Origin of the sequence: Mangrovimonas sp. YM274, assembly GCF_030908385.1 — a bacterium.
Classification (GTDB): Bacteria; Bacteroidota; Bacteroidia; order Flavobacteriales; family Flavobacteriaceae; genus Mangrovimonas_A.
In genome coordinates this window covers 1982307-1999003 of sequence record NZ_CP133091.1, presented here as the reverse complement: position 1 = coordinate 1999003, position 16697 = coordinate 1982307, and the positions used below count along the sequence as shown (strand labels likewise).

At 37.7% G+C, this 16697-nt stretch carries 15 protein-coding genes; 9 read left to right on the top strand and 6 right to left on the bottom strand.

Annotated features, from left to right (window positions below; translation table 11 throughout):
• Positions 1–19 precede the first annotated feature (19 nt).
• Positions 20–304 carry a DUF4834 family protein gene (locus tag RBH95_RS08640; protein ID WP_307899182.1) on the bottom strand — a complete coding sequence of 95 codons (285 nt, stop codon included), beginning with the start codon at positions 302–304 and terminating at the stop codon, positions 20–22.
• Between the two features lie 175 nt (positions 305–479).
• Here RBH95_RS08640 and RBH95_RS08635 point away from each other — a divergent pair, with 175 nt between their 5' ends.
• Positions 480–1448 carry a transporter gene (locus RBH95_RS08635; protein ID WP_307899181.1) on the top strand — a complete coding sequence of 323 codons (969 nt, stop codon included), beginning with the start codon at positions 480–482 and terminating at the stop codon, positions 1446–1448.
• A 33-nt stretch (positions 1449–1481) separates the two neighbouring features.
• Positions 1482–2597: a GNAT family N-acetyltransferase gene (locus tag RBH95_RS08630; protein WP_307899180.1), complete on the top strand. Its 1116-nt coding sequence runs from the start codon at positions 1482–1484 to the stop codon at positions 2595–2597.
• Positions 2598–2650: 53 nt separating this feature from the next.
• Here RBH95_RS08630 and RBH95_RS08625 read toward each other — a convergent pair whose 3' ends face one another.
• The 3 genes from RBH95_RS08625 to RBH95_RS08615 all read right to left on the bottom strand — a co-directional run bounded on the left by RBH95_RS08625 (position 2651) and on the right by RBH95_RS08615 (position 7235).
• A complete protein-coding gene (locus RBH95_RS08625; protein WP_307899179.1) occupies positions 2651–3910 on the bottom strand; it encodes an aminotransferase class I/II-fold pyridoxal phosphate-dependent enzyme in 1260 nt (419 codons plus the stop codon).
• A 154-nt stretch (positions 3911–4064) separates the two neighbouring features.
• Complete coding sequence (locus tag RBH95_RS08620) at positions 4065–5099, bottom strand: PLP-dependent cysteine synthase family protein (RefSeq protein ID WP_307899178.1); 1035 nt, start codon at positions 5097–5099, stop codon at positions 4065–4067.
• 72 nt (positions 5100–5171) lie between these two features.
• Positions 5172–7235, bottom strand: a complete 2064-nt coding sequence (locus RBH95_RS08615) for a S9 family peptidase (protein ID WP_307899177.1) — start codon at positions 7233–7235, stop codon at positions 5172–5174.
• A 122-nt stretch (positions 7236–7357) separates the two neighbouring features.
• On the opposite strand from RBH95_RS08615, the gene RBH95_RS08610 reads away from it, so the two are divergent.
• The gene (locus RBH95_RS08610; RefSeq protein ID WP_053992475.1) at positions 7358–7681 is read left to right on the top strand and encodes a YbaB/EbfC family nucleoid-associated protein; all 324 of its coding nucleotides are present in this window, start codon (positions 7358–7360) and stop codon (positions 7679–7681) included.
• 1 nt (position 7682) lies between these two features.
• Here RBH95_RS08610 and RBH95_RS08605 read toward each other — a convergent pair whose 3' ends face one another.
• Both RBH95_RS08605 and RBH95_RS08600 read right to left on the bottom strand, forming a co-directional pair.
• Complete coding sequence (locus tag RBH95_RS08605) at positions 7683–8705, bottom strand: low specificity L-threonine aldolase (RefSeq protein WP_307899176.1); 1023 nt, start codon at positions 8703–8705, stop codon at positions 7683–7685.
• A 1-nt stretch (position 8706) separates the two neighbouring features.
• Positions 8707–11112 (bottom strand): zinc-dependent metalloprotease, encoded by a 2406-nt coding sequence (locus RBH95_RS08600; RefSeq protein WP_307899175.1) that lies wholly within the window; start codon positions 11110–11112, stop codon positions 8707–8709.
• A gap of 227 nt (positions 11113–11339) precedes the next feature.
• Between RBH95_RS08600 and RBH95_RS08595 the strand changes: the two genes are divergently transcribed.
• The 6 genes from RBH95_RS08595 to RBH95_RS08570 all read left to right on the top strand — a co-directional run bounded on the left by RBH95_RS08595 (position 11340) and on the right by RBH95_RS08570 (position 16696).
• A complete protein-coding gene (locus RBH95_RS08595) occupies positions 11340–12806 on the top strand; it encodes a circularly permuted type 2 ATP-grasp protein (protein WP_307899174.1) in 1467 nt (488 codons plus the stop codon).
• 3 nt (positions 12807–12809) lie between these two features.
• A complete protein-coding gene (locus RBH95_RS08590) occupies positions 12810–13754 on the top strand; it encodes an alpha-E domain-containing protein (RefSeq protein WP_307899173.1) in 945 nt (314 codons plus the stop codon).
• A gap of 62 nt (positions 13755–13816) precedes the next feature.
• Complete coding sequence (locus tag RBH95_RS08585) at positions 13817–14668, top strand: transglutaminase family protein (RefSeq protein WP_307899172.1); 852 nt, start codon at positions 13817–13819, stop codon at positions 14666–14668.
• Positions 14669–14730: 62 nt separating this feature from the next.
• A protein-coding gene (prfB, locus tag RBH95_RS08580) for a peptide chain release factor 2 (protein ID WP_307899171.1) occupies positions 14731–15838 on the top strand; the annotation gives its coding sequence in 2 pieces (ribosomal slippage) (positions 14731–14793 and positions 14795–15838; 1107 coding nt in all).
• A 5-nt stretch (positions 15839–15843) separates the two neighbouring features.
• Positions 15844–16185: an arsenate reductase (glutaredoxin) gene (gene arsC / locus RBH95_RS08575; RefSeq protein ID WP_307899170.1), complete on the top strand. Its 342-nt coding sequence runs from the start codon at positions 15844–15846 to the stop codon at positions 16183–16185.
• A gap of 91 nt (positions 16186–16276) precedes the next feature.
• Complete coding sequence (locus RBH95_RS08570; RefSeq protein ID WP_307899169.1) at positions 16277–16696, top strand: hypothetical protein; 420 nt, start codon at positions 16277–16279, stop codon at positions 16694–16696.
• Position 16697: the final 1 nt, after the last annotated feature.

Below are 16697 nucleotides of genomic sequence, written 5' to 3'. Positions count from 1 at the left end.
TATCGAATGATTGCGAAAATTAATCAATTTCTTCGTAATCTATATATTCTCCTACGGTTTTATTTGAAGACGCGTCGGTTTTGGGCATCTTATCAATGACCGTTTCCCCAACGTTTTGTTTTTCCTTTTCTCTATATGGTTGTTGCTGTTGGAATTGCCCTCCAAAGCGTTCCTGCATTTTTTTGGACATATAACGTACCAAGTAAGGTGCAAAAATTCTAGAAAGAATTTTCAATCCGTAATAAATCAGCAGTATAATTAATATTGTTCGTAAAAGGCCCACCGCAGATGCTGTTTGCAACATGAATTAATTTTTGTCAAAAATACAATTCTCTTTCCTTAGACCCCCGCATAAATCCTTAAAAAAATTATAAAATAGATTCCTTGGTGTCCTTATCATTGTTTGATTTTAGAATGAAAAAAAATGTGTAGTTTTGAATGCAAACAGGAAACTAAAAACGTCCTAGACCCAAAAAATTATGAACCAGATACAATCTATGAAGACCTATTTATTGTTATTCGCATTTTTTGCCACATCCCTATCTTTTGGCCAATATACTGATGTTATCAATTCTAACCGCCCAGGTGTTTCAAGAAGTGCCTTCTCTGTTGGTACCAATGTGCTTCAATTTGAAATGGGGCCATACTTTGTAAAAGAAAAACACACGCCTCTTCAATACGAGGTATCTGGTTTTGGAGCCGACTTCATGGCTAGATACGGCCTGTTTTTTGAACAGTTGGAAGTTAGCTTGGAAGGCACCTATCAAAACGATAAATTTACAGATAATCGTTCTGCCATTTCTTCCGAGACGAAGCGTTCCAACTTTAAAAACTTTACGCTTGGTGCCAAATATTTAATTTACGACCCTTATAAAAACCAAGAAGACAAACCTAATGTCTATAGCTACCATGCCAACCGAAAATTTCAATGGAAATCCTTAATTCCGGCCGTTTCTGCTTTTGTTGGCGCCAATTTTGACTCTAAAGACAATCCGTATACTGCCCCAGATGTAGAAGGCTTTAGCCCTAAGGTTATGATTGCTACCCAAAATAATTTCAGTAATGGTTGGGTATTGGTTTTGAACTTAATCAAAGACAGAATAGGTTCTGATTATTCCGATTTTCAATACATCATCACCTTAACAAAATCCCTAAACGAACAATGGGTGTTGTTTGGGGAAACTCAAGGCATCAAAAGTGACTTTTACGCCGATAATTTGTTTAGATTTGGCGGCGCTTATTTGTGGAGCAAAGATTTTCAATTGGATACGGCCATAACCCTAAATACCAAAGATACGCCTTCAGTATTTAACGTAAACCTAGGGGCTTCTTATCGATTTGATTTCCACAAGGATAAAGAACCAGATAACAACAATTCGGCCAAAGATGAAATGAAGCGAAAGCAACGTGCCAATAAGCACAAAAATAAAATAGACACCGATTTTTAATGATAGTGGTAAATAATTTACCTGAAGAGATATATGATTACAGTTAAAGAAATACATTCTAAAAAGGAACTAAAGGCATTCGTTAAATTTCCCTTCAAACTATATAAGGATAATAAATATTGGGTTCCACCAATGATTAATGATGAAGTGGAAAGTTTTGATCCCGAATTAAACCCTGTATTCAAGCATGCCCAGGCCTCTTACTTTTTAGCTTATCGTGATAATGAGATTGTAGGAAGAATTGCAGCCATCATTAACTGGACCGAAGTAAAAACACAAGACAAAAAAGTTAGATTTGGATGGTTTGATGTTATTGATGATGTTGAAGTTACCAAAGCGCTATTGGATAAGGTTATTGCATATGGAAAAGCTCATAACCTTGAGTTTATTGAGGGTCCAATGGGATTCTCTAATTTGGATAAGGTTGGTGTTTTAACGGAAGGATACGACCAATTAAGTACCATGATTACCTGGTACAACCACCCATATTATGTTACCCATCTTGAAAAGTTGGGGTACATCAAACAAAAAGAATATATTGAAGGACATTTTGATGTAGATAAGGTAAAACCCGAACAATTTGAAAGAATGGTTCCTCTTATCTCAAGGAGATATGGAGTTCGTGCTCTTAATTTTTCTAATACGAAAGATCTTCTGCCGTATGTTGACAGAATGTTTGACCTTTTTAACCAAACCTACGCCAATCTAGCCTCCTTTGTTGCCATTTCTGAGGAGCAAAAAGCTTATTTTAAAAAGAAGTACATTCCTCTAATCAACCCTAACTATATAAAATTTATACTAGATAGGGATGACAACATCATTGCTTTTTCCATTGTGTTGCCTTCTTTTTCAAAGGCAATCCAAAAGGCGAAAGGAAAAATGTTCCCTTTTGGATTTTATCATTTATTAAAGGCCAAAAAACATTGTGAAGAAGCAGTGTTCTATTTAATAGGGGTACATCCAGAATATCAAAACAAAGGGGTTACAGCTCTTATTTTTAAGGAATTCTATGACTCCTTCAGAAAGGACGGCGTTAAGCGCTGTATAAGAACTCCTGAGTTGGAAGAAAACATGGCCATCCATCAATTATGGAAAAATTTCGACTCTCCCGTAACAAAACGAAGAAGGACCTACCGAAAAGACATCTAATAAAAAAAGCCACTTTTTAAAGTGGCTTTTTTTATGCTATAGTTTTTTTCTGTTTACTGTTCCATTGCAGCAGCAACAGCAGCAGAAAGCCTTTTGTATGTTCCATTCTCCAAGCGTTCACGAATTGCAGAGAATGCTTCTAACGTTTTATTAATATCATCCATTGTGTGTGTAGCCGTCGGAATCATTCTTAAAAGAATTAAGCCTTTAGGAATTACAGGATATACAACGATAGAACAGAAAATGCCGTAGTTCTCACGCAAATCCTTAACTAAAGCCATGGCTTCGGGAATACTTCCTTTAAGGTAAACCGGTGTCACACAACTTTGGGTAGTTCCCAAATCGAAACCACGCTCTCTTAACCCAGACTGTAAAGCATTTACATTTTCCCAAAGCTTGTTTTTAAGCTCCGGCATGGTTTTCAACATTTCCAAACGTTTCAATGCTCCAACCACCAATTGCATTTGCAATGACTTGGCAAACATTTGGGAACGCAAGTTATATTTCAAATAATCTATAATTTCCTGGTCTGCAGCAATAAAAGCTCCGGTACTAGCCAATGACTTAGCAAATGTTGCAAAGTACACATCGATACCATCTTGAACGCCTTGCTCCTCTCCTGCTCCAGCTCCTGTTTTCCCTAAGGTTCCAAATCCGTGAGCATCATCCACCAAAAAGCGGAAATTGTATTTTTCTTTTAAGGCTACTATTTCCTTCAATCTACCTTGTTCCCCACGCATTCCAAATACACCTTCAGAAATCACTAAAATTCCTCCTCCGGTTTGCTCAGCCATTTTAGTGGCTCTTTCCAAGTTTTTTTCTAAACTTTCAACATCATTATGCTTGTAGGTGAAACGTTTCCCCATATGCAAACGAACACCATCTATAATGCAGGCATGTGCATCTACATCATAAACAATAATATCATCTTTAGAAACCAACGCATCAATAGTAGACACCATTCCTTGGTAACCAAAATTTAAAAGGTAAGCAGCTTCCTTATTAACAAAATCTGCCAATTCGCTTTGCAGCTTTTCGTGCAAATCTGTGTGACCAGACATCATACGAGCACCCATTGGGTACGCCGAACCGTAAGCGGCTCCAGCTTCTGCATCTACTTTACGAACTTCTGGGTGGTTAGCTAATCCTAAATAATCATTAATACTCCAAGTGATAACTTCCTTTCCTTGAAATTTCATCCTATTGGAAATTTGCCCTTCCAATTTTGGAAATACAAAATATCCCTCAGCCTGAGAGGCCCATTTTCCTAAAGGTCCCTTATCCTTGTATATTTTATCAAATAAATCTTTCATTAAAGCTAAAATTTGTCTAGTTACTGCGGCAAAATTAATTAATTCTATCCGCTTTGCATAATTAATTTATAAACTTGTGTTCATAATTTCTTTGCACAAAAAAACCTATCATCTAAATAGTTATATGATAGGTTTTCTTATAAAAATATGAATCTTATTTTACGTATTGAATCGCTTCAATTTCTGTTTTACTGTCAAAGAAGCCCTGTTCTTCCATCCATGTGTCACTGTATACTTTACTCATATAACGTGACCCGTGATCTGGGAATATAACAACAACTTTATCACCTTCTTGAAACTCCCCTTCAGCACTCAATTGCTTAATGGCTTGCATGGCAGCACCACTGGTATACCCTACAAAAAGACCTTCTGTTCTTGAAATTTCTCTTGCTGTGTGAGCACTTTCTTCGTCTGTTACTTTTACAAACTTATCAATAACATCAAAATCTGTAGCCGATGGAATCAAGTTTTTCCCCAAACCTTCAATTCTGTATGGATAAATTTCCTTTTCATCAAACTCCTTGGTTTCATGGTACTTTTTAAGTACCGAACCATAAGCATCTACACCAATAATTTTGATATTTGGATTTTGCTCCTTCAGAAACCTTGCTGTTCCTGAAATAGTTCCTCCGGTACCACTACAAGCTATTAAATGTGTAACCTGACCTTCTGTTTGTTCCCAAATTTCTGGTCCAGTACTATGGTAATGAGAATCGGTGTTTAGCTGATTGAAATATTGGTTGATGTAAACAGAACCTTTAATTTCTTCATGTAAACGCTTAGCTACTTGGTAGTAAGAACGCGGATCATCTGCCTTTACATGGGCTGGGCATACATACACCTTGGCTCCCATGGATTTCAGCATGTCAATTTTGTCTGCCGAAGACTTTGAACTAACGGCAAGGATGCATTCATAGCCTTTAATGATGCTTACCATTGCTACACTAAATCCAGTATTTCCAGATGTCGTTTCGATAATGGTATCTCCCGGTGACAAAATTCCTTTTTTCTCTGCTTCTTCAATGATGTGCAGAGCAACTCTGTCTTTAGAGGAATGCCCTGGGTTGAAAGCTTCTACTTTTGCGTAGAAGTCACCATCGAAGTTTGAAGTCATCTTGTTTAATTTGATAAGCGGTGTTTTCCCTATAAGTTCCAACACATTATCAAATACTTGTAAGTTTTCTTTCATAAATGCTATTTATCAGTCACAAATTAAAAAAATGTCACCTAAAACCTCGCAAAAATAACGTTTTTTTTTTAACTAGTTATTAATATTCTCCAAGTCCAGTAAAAATGCGTACTCTTCAGCATCTTCTTTAAGAGCTTCAAAACGTCCTGAAGCCCCTCCATGACCTGCTGTCATATTGGTTTTAAGTAGTAATTTGTTACTATCGGTTTTCAACAATCTTAATTTGGCTACCCATTTGGCAGGCTCCCAGTATTGCACTTGCGAATCATGCAAACCTGTGGTTACCAAAATATTTGGATAGTCTTGGGCTTTGACGTTATCGTAAGGCGAATAGGATTTCATGTAATTGTAATATTCCTCATCATTTGGATTTCCCCACTCGTCATATTCACCTGTAGTTAATGGGATGCTATCATCCAACATCGTAGTTACCACATCCACAAAAGGTACCGCAGCAATCACCCCGTTGTAAAGTTGAGGTGCTAGGTTAATGACGGCTCCAATTAACAACCCTCCTGCACTACCTCCTAAGGCATATAGATGCTCTTTGGAAGTGTATCCTTCTGCTATCAAATGCTTCGAACACGCGATAAAGTCTGTAAACGTATTGGTTTTTGTCAACAATTTTCCATTTTCATACCATTGTCGTCCTAAATATTCCCCGCCACGAACATGTGAAATCACATAAATAAATCCACGATCCAACAAACTCAATCGAATGGTTGAAAAATAAGGATCTATCGTGGATCCATAAGAGCCATAGGCGTATTGCAACAATGGATTGCTTCCATCTATGTTAAGTCCTTTACGATATACCATAGACATCGGAATTTTGGTGCCGTCATCAGCAGTGGCCCAAATTCGCTCAGAAACATAATTTTCTTTGTCAAATTTCCCTCCCAATACTTCCTGCTCTTTTTTGATGGTTTTTGTTTTGGTCACCATATTAAAATCGATGGTCGATGAAGGAGTGGTTAAGGAGCTATACCCATATCTTAAAATTTCGGAATCAAAATCAACATTAGTTCCCGTATATGCAGTATATGTTTCATTGTCAAATGGTAGGTAATAATCATTGGTTCCGTCCCAACGAATAATTCTAATTTCATTCAACCCATTGCTACGCTCACTTACCACCAAAAAGTCTTTAAAGATATCGATATCCTCAATCAATACATCCTCACGATGCCCTATTACTTCTTGCCAATTTTCAATTTCAGTGGCCTCTTCCGGTGTTTTCATCAATTTGAAGTTAGAAGCTCCATCTGCATTGGTTACCACATAAAAAGCGTCCTCAAAGTGAGAAATACTATACTCTACTCCCCTAATGCGCTCTTGAAATAATTTAAAGGATTCATTAGGTGTATCAGCATTCAAAATATGGTATTCGTTCGTCAAGGTACTGTAGCATGCTATCACCAAATATTTTCTTGATTTCGATTTATATACAGTAACTCCAAACGTATCATCAGCTTCATGAAATACAAGAGTATCATTGGTTGCTTCTTCACCTAATTTATGTTTGTAAATCTTATCAGACCGTAAGGTTTCAGAATCCTTTTTAGTGTAAAACAATGTAGCATTGTCATTGGCCCAAGACGCTGAGCCTGTCGTGTTTTCTATATTATCAGAAAAGATATCTCCAGTAACTAAATTTTTAACTTTTAAAGTATAATTTCTACGCCCAACAGTATCAACTCCAAAAGAAATTAAAGTGTTGTCTGGACTTACACTAAGGCCTACCAAACGAAAATAATCATGACCTTCCGCCATTTCATTACAATCAAAAAGCAGTTCTTCTTCCGCTTCTAGAGTTTCCTTTTTTCTTATGTAAATAGGATAACCTTTTCCTGTTTCATATTTTACAATGTACCAATAGCCATTGTATTTATAAGGCACAGATTGATCGTCTTCCTTGATTCTAGACTTCATCTCCTCAAACAATTGCTCCTGAAATACCTTGGTATGAGCCGTCAGTTCATCACAATAGGCATTTTCGGCATTCAAATAATCAAGAACCTCTTGGTCTTCTCGTTGATTCAACCAAAAATAGTCATCAACTCTTACATCACCGTGAATCTTTAACTCTTTAGGAATACGTTTAGCAACAGGGGGCTGTACCTTTACTTGTGTCATTAAGTTTAATTTTTGAAGAGTGCAAAAATAGGGTTTTAATTACAATTTGGGTGTTAACTTAATATTAATGCTTTTTTGGGGCAGAATTGATACTTTTGCAGTGAACCATAAAATTCAATATTATGTTTGGAGATATGATGGGCATGATGAACAAATTACAGGAAGCCCAAAAGAAAGTTGAAGCTACTAAAGAACGCCTAAATACGGTATTAATTGACGAAGCGAGTAACGACAATAAATTGAAAGTTACCATCACCGCCAACAGAACCATAAAATCCATTTCCATTGACGATGAATTGCTAGAAGACAAGGAAATGTTGGAAGATTATTTATTACTAACCCTTAACAAGGCCATCGAGCGCGCCACAACGGTTAACGAAACCGAAATTGCCGCAGTAGCCAAAGAAGGAATGCCAAACATTCCAGGAATGGACATGTTCAAATAAGTTAAATTTTCAAGGTTTTTAAACTCGATAAAAAATAGTCATGCATTTGCGAGGTATAATCCAAATGTGTGACTATTCTTAGTTTTCCCCCTCCCATTCCAATAATATGGATGTTTTTTTCTTTAAGGGCATTAACAAAACCCTCCTCTTCAACACCCGCATTCAACTCAAAAATCACGATGTTGGTTTCGATGGGCTCAACACTTTTGATAACTGAATATTCCTTTAAAACAGCTCCTATTTCTTTGGCTTTGTCGTGATCTTCTTGAAGCCTTTCAATATGATAATCTAGAGCATACAGTCCAGCTGCTGCCAAAAAACCCACCTGACGCATATTGCCACCGAAAAGTTTTCTGTAACGGATGGCATGTTCCATGATATCTGCATCGCCAACCAACACAGAACCTACAGGACAGCCCAATCCCTTGCTCAAACACACCGAAATGGTATCGAACAGCCCACCGTATTGTTGGGTACTTTCCTCTTTTGCCACCAAAGCATTCCACAATCTGGCACCATCCAAATGGTACCCCAATTGATTCTCATTACAGACTTCTTTTATACGTTCCAATTCCTTAAAATCCCAACACGCTCCACCGCCTTTGTTGGTCGTGTTTTCAATTTCCACCAAAGACGTATGGCTGTAATAATATTGCGAAGGATTGATAGCTTCCTTAACCTGATTGGCCGTAAACATACCTCTGTGCCCATCAATTAACTTACAGGACACACCGCTATGAAACGAAGCTCCTCCTGCTTCATAATTATAGATATGCGCGTATTTATCGCAAATCACCTGTTCACTTGGGTTGGTATGCATTTTTATAGCCACTTGATTGGCCATACTTCCCGAAGGAAAAAACAAAGCACTTGATTTTCCAAACATGCGGGCTATGCGTTCTTCCAATTCAAGGACCGTTGGGTCTTCCCTAAACACATCGTCACCCACTTTAGCAGCCATCATGGCCTCCATCATTTCTGGAGTTGGTTTTGTTACCGTATCACTTCTTAAATCTACTATCATATCAATCTAAAACATAATTACACATATCTGTTCCAATAGGTGATCCATCTGGAATTTTAGGGGCTTCTTCAAGCACAAATTCCTTAGGTTCTTTACTGAATTCAGCTATCAATCTATTGTAATGCGCAGCATAGTGGTTGTTGCTTTGTTTGAGCTCTGCAGAAATAGTTTCCAAAGCATTACTAGCGATAGCATTCACTTGAAAATAAGCTTTTTCGGTAACGGCCAAATTCATTATATATTTTAAAACATTCACATTCACCATCTGCTGTACTTCATTTAAATAAGCATCTTTATATGATTGATGGAACGACTTCTCAATCAATTCATTTAAAACGTCTTCCAGACCTATTTGATTTTTATCCAAGCTCTTTTGCGTCACCAACCTATTGGCTCTTTCTGGATGTAACAACAATTTTAAAGTCATATCACTTGAGGTGGATGCTGCACTTAAAGGGTCGAAAGCCACGCCCGCCTTTCCTGAAAAGGATTCGCGCCCTCTTTGATATTGAAATGCCCTTGGCGGAAATAACGCCAATTTATCCTTCGGAATTGCCAATTGTTCCGCAGATAGTGTTCCTAAAACAGCCTCCAAAGCCTCTTTTTGAACGTTTGCATCCACTATTTTTGTAATGAGTTGTACATCTCCTTTGATCGCATAATTGTAATCCAAACCACCCACTACTTTTGTAGCAGCCTCTGTTTGATACCGATGAAAGAAATACAGTGGCACAAACACATCTTCCAAAACCGTATAAGGCTCATATGTCCTGATATTATCCACTGAAAAATTGGCTATGGCTTGCTCCCTAACCTTCATCACCCGATTTAATTCTTCAGAAGCACTTTCTCCGTTATCCCATAAATGGGCCAACAGATGGGCACCTCCCTGTGCTCTGGCATCAAAATCGCTAATAAAACGAAGCCCTTCATTTTGGGCCTTATCCAAAATAGCATTTAAAGCTTCTCCTTCATTTGTAGTATTTGAAAATTCTGAATAGCTGTAAGCCACCGTAACCTTATCCCAAATTCCTATTCCAGTAGCATAGGCATTGGTTAAATCGATATTCTTTCCTTGAAGCTTAATTAGTGGATGTGGATAATCCATTACCGAAGCCCTATCATTGGCACTGGCTGCAAAATTATGGGCAAAACCCAAGGTATGCCCTACTTCATGTGCGCCCAACTGACGAATTCTCGCCAAGGCCATCTCCAACATAGGTTGATAATTATCATCACTCTTAGCAAATGGCTGATTCAATAAAGCTTGGGCAATCATAAAATCCTGGCGAATCCTTAAACTCCCCAAACTTACATGCCCCTTAATGATTTCTCCTGTTCTAGGATCTATCACACTACCGCCATAACTCCATCCACGTGTTGAACGGTGCACCCATTGAATCACATTATACCTGCAGTCCATTGGATCTGCATCCTCTGGCAACATTTTTACTTGAAAAGCATTTTTAAAACCAACCTCTTCAAAGGCTTCATTCCACCAACTTGCCCCTTCCAATAAAGCAGAACGCACGGGTTCTGGAGTACCAGGGTCCAAATAATAAATAATGGGTTCTTTGGCCTCACTTAATTTTTCATTAGGAAACTGCTTTTCCAATCGATGTCTAGTGATGAAATGTTTTTTTATAGGCTCTTGAATTGGTGTAGCATAATCCAAATACGATATGGAAATCGCCCCACTTCTAGGATCAAAAACTCGAGGTTGATAGCTATTATCAGGCAACTCCAAGAAGGAATGATGTTGAACGACACTCACCAAGGAAGGTGTTGGGGTAACCGTTTTCAATTTAGACCCCGAAGGTTCTCCTGAAAAGGTCAACAAGGCCTCAAATTCAACATTTTTGGGAAACGCCTTAGTTCTTTCCAAAGACAAAGCGCTTTTACTCAAATCTACTCGATAATTTCCTTCTTTAGCGCGTTTCAGCGTATTACTAACCAAGTGCCTATCCTCCAATAAGAATGGTGTTAAATCGATGATATAAGTTCCATTATTTTCCTTTTCTATCTTAAAACCAAAAAGCACCGATTTTGCAAAAGCCTGCTCAATACTTTTTTTCTCCAAGCCGTTGTCTGTATTAGCTCTATAGTCCAAATTATGTTGCACCAGTAACAGTTTGTTTCCAGCTTTAGTGAAGCTCACCACCCTATTATCTCCAAGCTGCCCCCTGTCTAAACCAATATCATTAGACCCTACTCCAGTGGCAAGAGAATTCACATACAGAAACTCTATATCCAATTTATTTACTTCCAAATAAATCTTGTCCTGTGCTTCTTCATAATAAAAATTGAAAAAACCTGAATAGGAATTTAATTGCTTTCCTTCAAAAACTTGGGAAAACGTTACTTTGAAGAACAATAGAAACAGAAGCTGTAGTATCTGCTTTTTCATAGTGTTAATATTTGTTATAAAACTAACCATTTAAATGGCCGATTCAAATTATACCCTAAACCTCCCCATAGTAAATCCCTATTTTACTTGCTTTTAAATGGCATTTTGTTATTTTAATAATAAATCATGAAATAATTATACAAACCTCATATTTCCCTATAGATTATTTCATTTTTTACGCATTTTAAGTTAATACTTATCATTATTTTAGAGTAAATCGGTATAAAATGAAATCGAAAATAACAAATCCCTTGTTTTCCTCTTATATCAAAAATGAAAATCTTTTCGACGAAATTTTTGATGAGAACAAAAAAGTACGGAAAACATACAAGAAAATATTTGAACTCTACAGAGACCACTCCAATTCTGATTATGCCGCTCTAAATGAGAAAGCCAAAGCAGCTTTTTTTAATCAGGGAATCACCTTTCAGGTCTATAGGGATTCCCAAGCGCAAGAAAAGATTTTTCCATTCGATCTGTTTCCTAGAATTATTGAAGCCAAAGAATGGAAAACCATAGAAAAAGGAGCCTTACAACGCAGCAAAGCCTTGAATGCCTTTCTTTGGGACTTATATCATGAAAAAAATATCATCAAAGCAGGAATAGTTCCTTTAGAACTTATCAGTTCTTCTGCCAATTACCTCAGGCAAATGCAAGGCTTAAATCCGCCTGGAGGTATCTACAATCATATTTCTGGCACCGACCTTATCAAACATTCCGACGGTAAATACTATGTATTGGAAGACAATATAAGGTGTCCCTCTGGCGTAAGTTACGTCATCTGTAACCGAAATGCCTTGAAGCGTGCTTTGTTTGGTGTGTTTAACCACTACCAAATCCATAACGTTACCAATTATGCCGAAAATTTATTGGAAATCATGGAATCCGTAAAACCTCCTGGGGTGGACATACCCACTTGCGCCGTCATTACACCAGGAATATACAATTCAGCCTATTACGAGCACTCCTATTTAGCCAAAACCATGGGGATAGAATTAGTGGAAGGCCGAGATCTTTTTGTGGAAAATGACTTTGTTTATATGAAAACTATATCTGGACCTAAAAAAGTGGATGTCATCTACAGAAGAATTGACGATGGCTTTTTGGATCCCCTAGAGTTTAGACAAGATTCCGCCATAGGCGTTCCTGGGCTTTTTGCGGCATATAAAAAAGGCAATGTAAGCTTGGTAAATGCACCTGGAACAGGCGTTGCCGACGACAAGGCCATTTACACCTACATGCCAGAAATTATTAAATTTTACCTTGACGAAAAACCAATTCTCAATAACGTTCACACCTATCACTGCAGTCGCCCTGACGATTTACAATATGTGTTGGAAAATGTCGATAAGTTAGTTATCAAACCAGTGGACGAAGCAGGTGGTTATGGCATCTCTATCGGCAATAAACTCTCAAAAGAAGAAATTAAAAATGTAAAAACAGTCGTAAATGAAAACCCTCGAAAATACATTGCCCAACCTATTATGTCACTTTCAGTTCATGCCACATATATAGAAGAGTCCAATTCCTTTGAACAACGCCATATTGACTTGAGAACCTTTACACTTTTAGGAAACAATAAAGAATTTGTTTTAAAAGGGGGCCTCACCCGTGTAGCACTACAAAAAGGAAATTTAATTGTTAATTCCTCTCAAGGTGGAGGTTCCAAGGACACTTGGGTTTTAAAAAAATAATTTATGTTAGCAAGAGTAGCCAATAATCTTTTCTGGATGGGTCGTTATATTGAACGTGCCGAACATACGGCACGCTATATGAATGTCAATTATTTTTCTTCATTGGACGCCCCCAATAAGCTTTCCCAATCCAGACAATTCGTTCTACACTCCATCGCCTCCATGGTAGGAGATGCTCCCCATACCGAAACCAATTTAAGCGAAGAGGATATTATATACAATGTTGGACTCAATCCAGAAAAGTCCTATTCCATTTTTAATTGCATAAAATTTGCCAGAGAAAATGCCAATACCTCCAGAGACTCTATGTCTACAGAATTTTATGAATCCATCAACAAGTTTTACCATTACATGAAGGACTATTCGCAAGAGGTTTTGATCAAAAGCGGACTACATGATTTTACCACTCATGTTACCGAGCAAACCTCCATATTAAGAGGTCGAATACGAAGCACCTTGCTTCATGACGAAGTATACGCCTTGGTTCTTTTAGGGATTAACATAGAGCGTGCTACCCAAATTATCCGAATCATAAAAACCAAATATGAAGATGCTCAAAAAGCCTTAGGAGGCTATACCAAACCTATCGAAAACAGTTTTGAGTGGACTACTTTATTGAAATGCTGTGAGTCCTACGATATGAACAGGAGGTTTTATAAAAAAACACCAAACCAAAGCTCTACACTGGAGTTTCTACTGCTCAATCCTAACTGTCCCAGGTCGGTAATGAATTCACTCAACCAAATTAGGCATCACATTACCACTATAGATGCTATAAAAGTTAGGGATAAAACCTCGGCCGCTTTTCTCATAGGCAAATTGCGGGCCGATTACGAATTTAAAACCATAGAAGAAATTGAAACTGATGTGGCGCAATTCATTGAAAATACGCTTCAAGGGTTAACTGAAATATCCACAAAACTAAATGATGAATATTTTAATTATTAACTTTTCTTTGCACATATTGTTTTCACTGACAACCTATTTTTGCATAGTATTTTACTGAATGTATGGCTTTTGAATACACCATTAAATATAAGTCCAACAACACCTACGAAAACCCAGTTTTTGAGGCCTATTGGCAATTTATGATCATTCCCGAAAACAATGATTCCCAAAAACTAGTATTTAGTGATTTTAAAACTTCAGTAAATGCCCGAATCGAGCATTCTATAAATGGATATAATTTCCAAACGGCCAGAATCCACTGCAAAGAGCCTTTCAAGGCCATTCAGTTTGAAGCCGAATTTAAATTAACAAAGGAAGAAATCAATCCATTTGTATTCAACTCAAAACAAGAACCTTCCCAAGAATTGGAAAACATTAACAACTTAAATTTTAAAGTTGAGAATGAGGAGTATCTAACATCTACAGAACTCACTAAACTTCTTTCAAAATATAAAAGCCTCTTTGTTTTTGATTCCTCCAAGTCCATTATGGACAATCTAACAGCACTTAATCATTGGGCGTACCTCTTCCTCTATTTTAAGACAGGTGTAACCCATATAGGCAGCTTACTAGATGAAATTATTGAAAATCGTCATGGTGTCTGTCAAGACTTTACCCACTTATTTATTGCCTTTGCCCGCCAAAACAATATACCTGCCAGATATGTTTCTGGCTATTTGCATCAAGGCGATGGCTTTTTTGGCGATTCCCAAATGCACGCTTGGGCTGAAGCCTTTATTCCCGAAATTGGATGGATAGGTTTCGATCCCGCCAACGATATTTTGGCCGACCACAATCACATAAAAGTTTCGCACGGAAAAGATTACAACGATTGTTCCCCAATTAAAGGTGTCATCTATTCAACCGGAAAAAATGAAACCCAACACTCCGTAGAAGTGACCTACCAACAATAAAAGTTTCCAAAGGGGCAGTCATTTCAAAAATGTGTGTTATTTTTGAAGAAAAATTAATCTTTATGACTACATCCGATCAAATAAAAGATCTTGTAGAACGCCTGGGAGCGTTGAGGAGGTATCTTTGACATTGATGCCAAACTAATCGAAATTTCTAACGAAGAAGAAAAAACATTCGACCCTAATTTCTGGAACGACTCCAAACAAGCCGAATTGGTGATGAAGTCCCTAAGGGAAAAGAAAAAATGGGTTGAAGACTACAACACTTCAAAAACATTGGTTGAAGACTTAGAAGTCCTTTACGATTTCTACAAGGCAGATGAAATATCAGCGGAAGAAGTTGAAGCTCATTTCAATAAAACTTTGGAACTTATTGAGCGCCTAGAGTTCAAAAACATGCTGTCCGATGAAGGTGATAGTTTAAGTGCGGTACTGCAAATTACTGCCGGTGCTGGAGGTACCGAATCCTGTGACTGGGCAAGCATGCTCATGCGTATGTATTTGATGTATGCCGAAAAAAACGGATTCAAAGTAAAAGAACTTAACTTTCAAGAAGGTGACGTAGCTGGTATTAAAACGGTAACCTTGGAAATTGAAGGCGATTTTGCCTTTGGTTGGCTAAAAGGTGAGAATGGTGTGCACCGATTGGTGCGTATATCTCCTTTCGATAGTAATGCCAAAAGGCACACTAGCTTCGTGTCCGTGTATGTGTATCCTTTAGTGGACGATACCATTGAAATTGAGATCAACCCTGCCGACATTGAAATTACCACGGCGAGATCCAGCGGTGCTGGTGGTCAAAATGTAAACAAGGTGGAAACCAAAGTTCAACTTGTCCATAAACCTACTGGCATTCAAATATCCTGTTCAGAAACACGTTCTCAGCACGATAACCGAGCAAGGGCCCTTCAAATGTTAAAGTCTCAATTGTATGAAATTGAATTGCAAAAACAATTGGAGCAACGCGAGGATATTGAAGCGAGCAAAATGAAAATTGAATGGGGAAGTCAAATTAGAAATTATGTCATGCATCCGTATAAACTAGTTAAAGATGTACGTACAGCACATGAAACCGGGAACGTTGATGCTGTTATGGATGGTGATATTGAACCCTTTTTAAAAGCATATTTAATGATGATGGGGCAACAGGAAACCCCCGAAAATTTATAAACAACATGATTGAGATTTATCACAACCCAAGATGTAGCAAATCCAGAGAAGGAATCGAAATTTTAGAAACTTACGGAGCGCCATTTAAGGTGATTAAATATCTTGAAGACACTCCTGACAAGGCACAAGTGGCCAATTTGGTTAAGCTTTTAGGCATTGCCCCTATAGAGCTTGTTCGAAAAAATGAGGCCATTTGGAAATCGGAATTCAAGGGAAAAGACCTTAGCGATGATGACATTATTTCTGCCATGGCAAATTATCCAAAGCTTATTGAGCGCCCTATAGTTATTAAGGACAATAAAGCTATCATTGGAAGACCCGCTTCAAAAATTCTGACTATTCTCTAACCCTCCATTTAGGGTTTCTTTAACACAACTTTAACCTATGCTGGCTAAACCTTAAGCTATTTTTGCGGTCTAACACGTGAAAATAGAAGCTATGCATAGGTTAATTTTGTTTTTTATTCTCTTCTCCTTAGGAACATCTACAATGGTATCGCAAACTAGCGAGAGCCAACAAAAAGAAATAGAGCGCTACAAGGAAAAAATGGAAGAGGAAATGGACAACTTCATTACTGAATTTGTCGCCAGTTTGGAAGTGGACGACTTTCAAAAGCATATTATCAAACAAAAACTCTACTCCTATTTTGATGCTAAACAAGAGCTTTATCAAGCCCACTTGGAAAGTTACATCCTAAAGGAAAGACTTACCGAACTTGATAGAACCCATTTTTCAGATTTAAAAGACATCTGTACAGAAGCAACCATCCAACAGGTTCAGGAGGCCGTACAACACCCTCAAGAGCAAATTAAAAAGAACAAAAAACACAAACGAAAAAGAAAAAAAGCTAACAACTGAA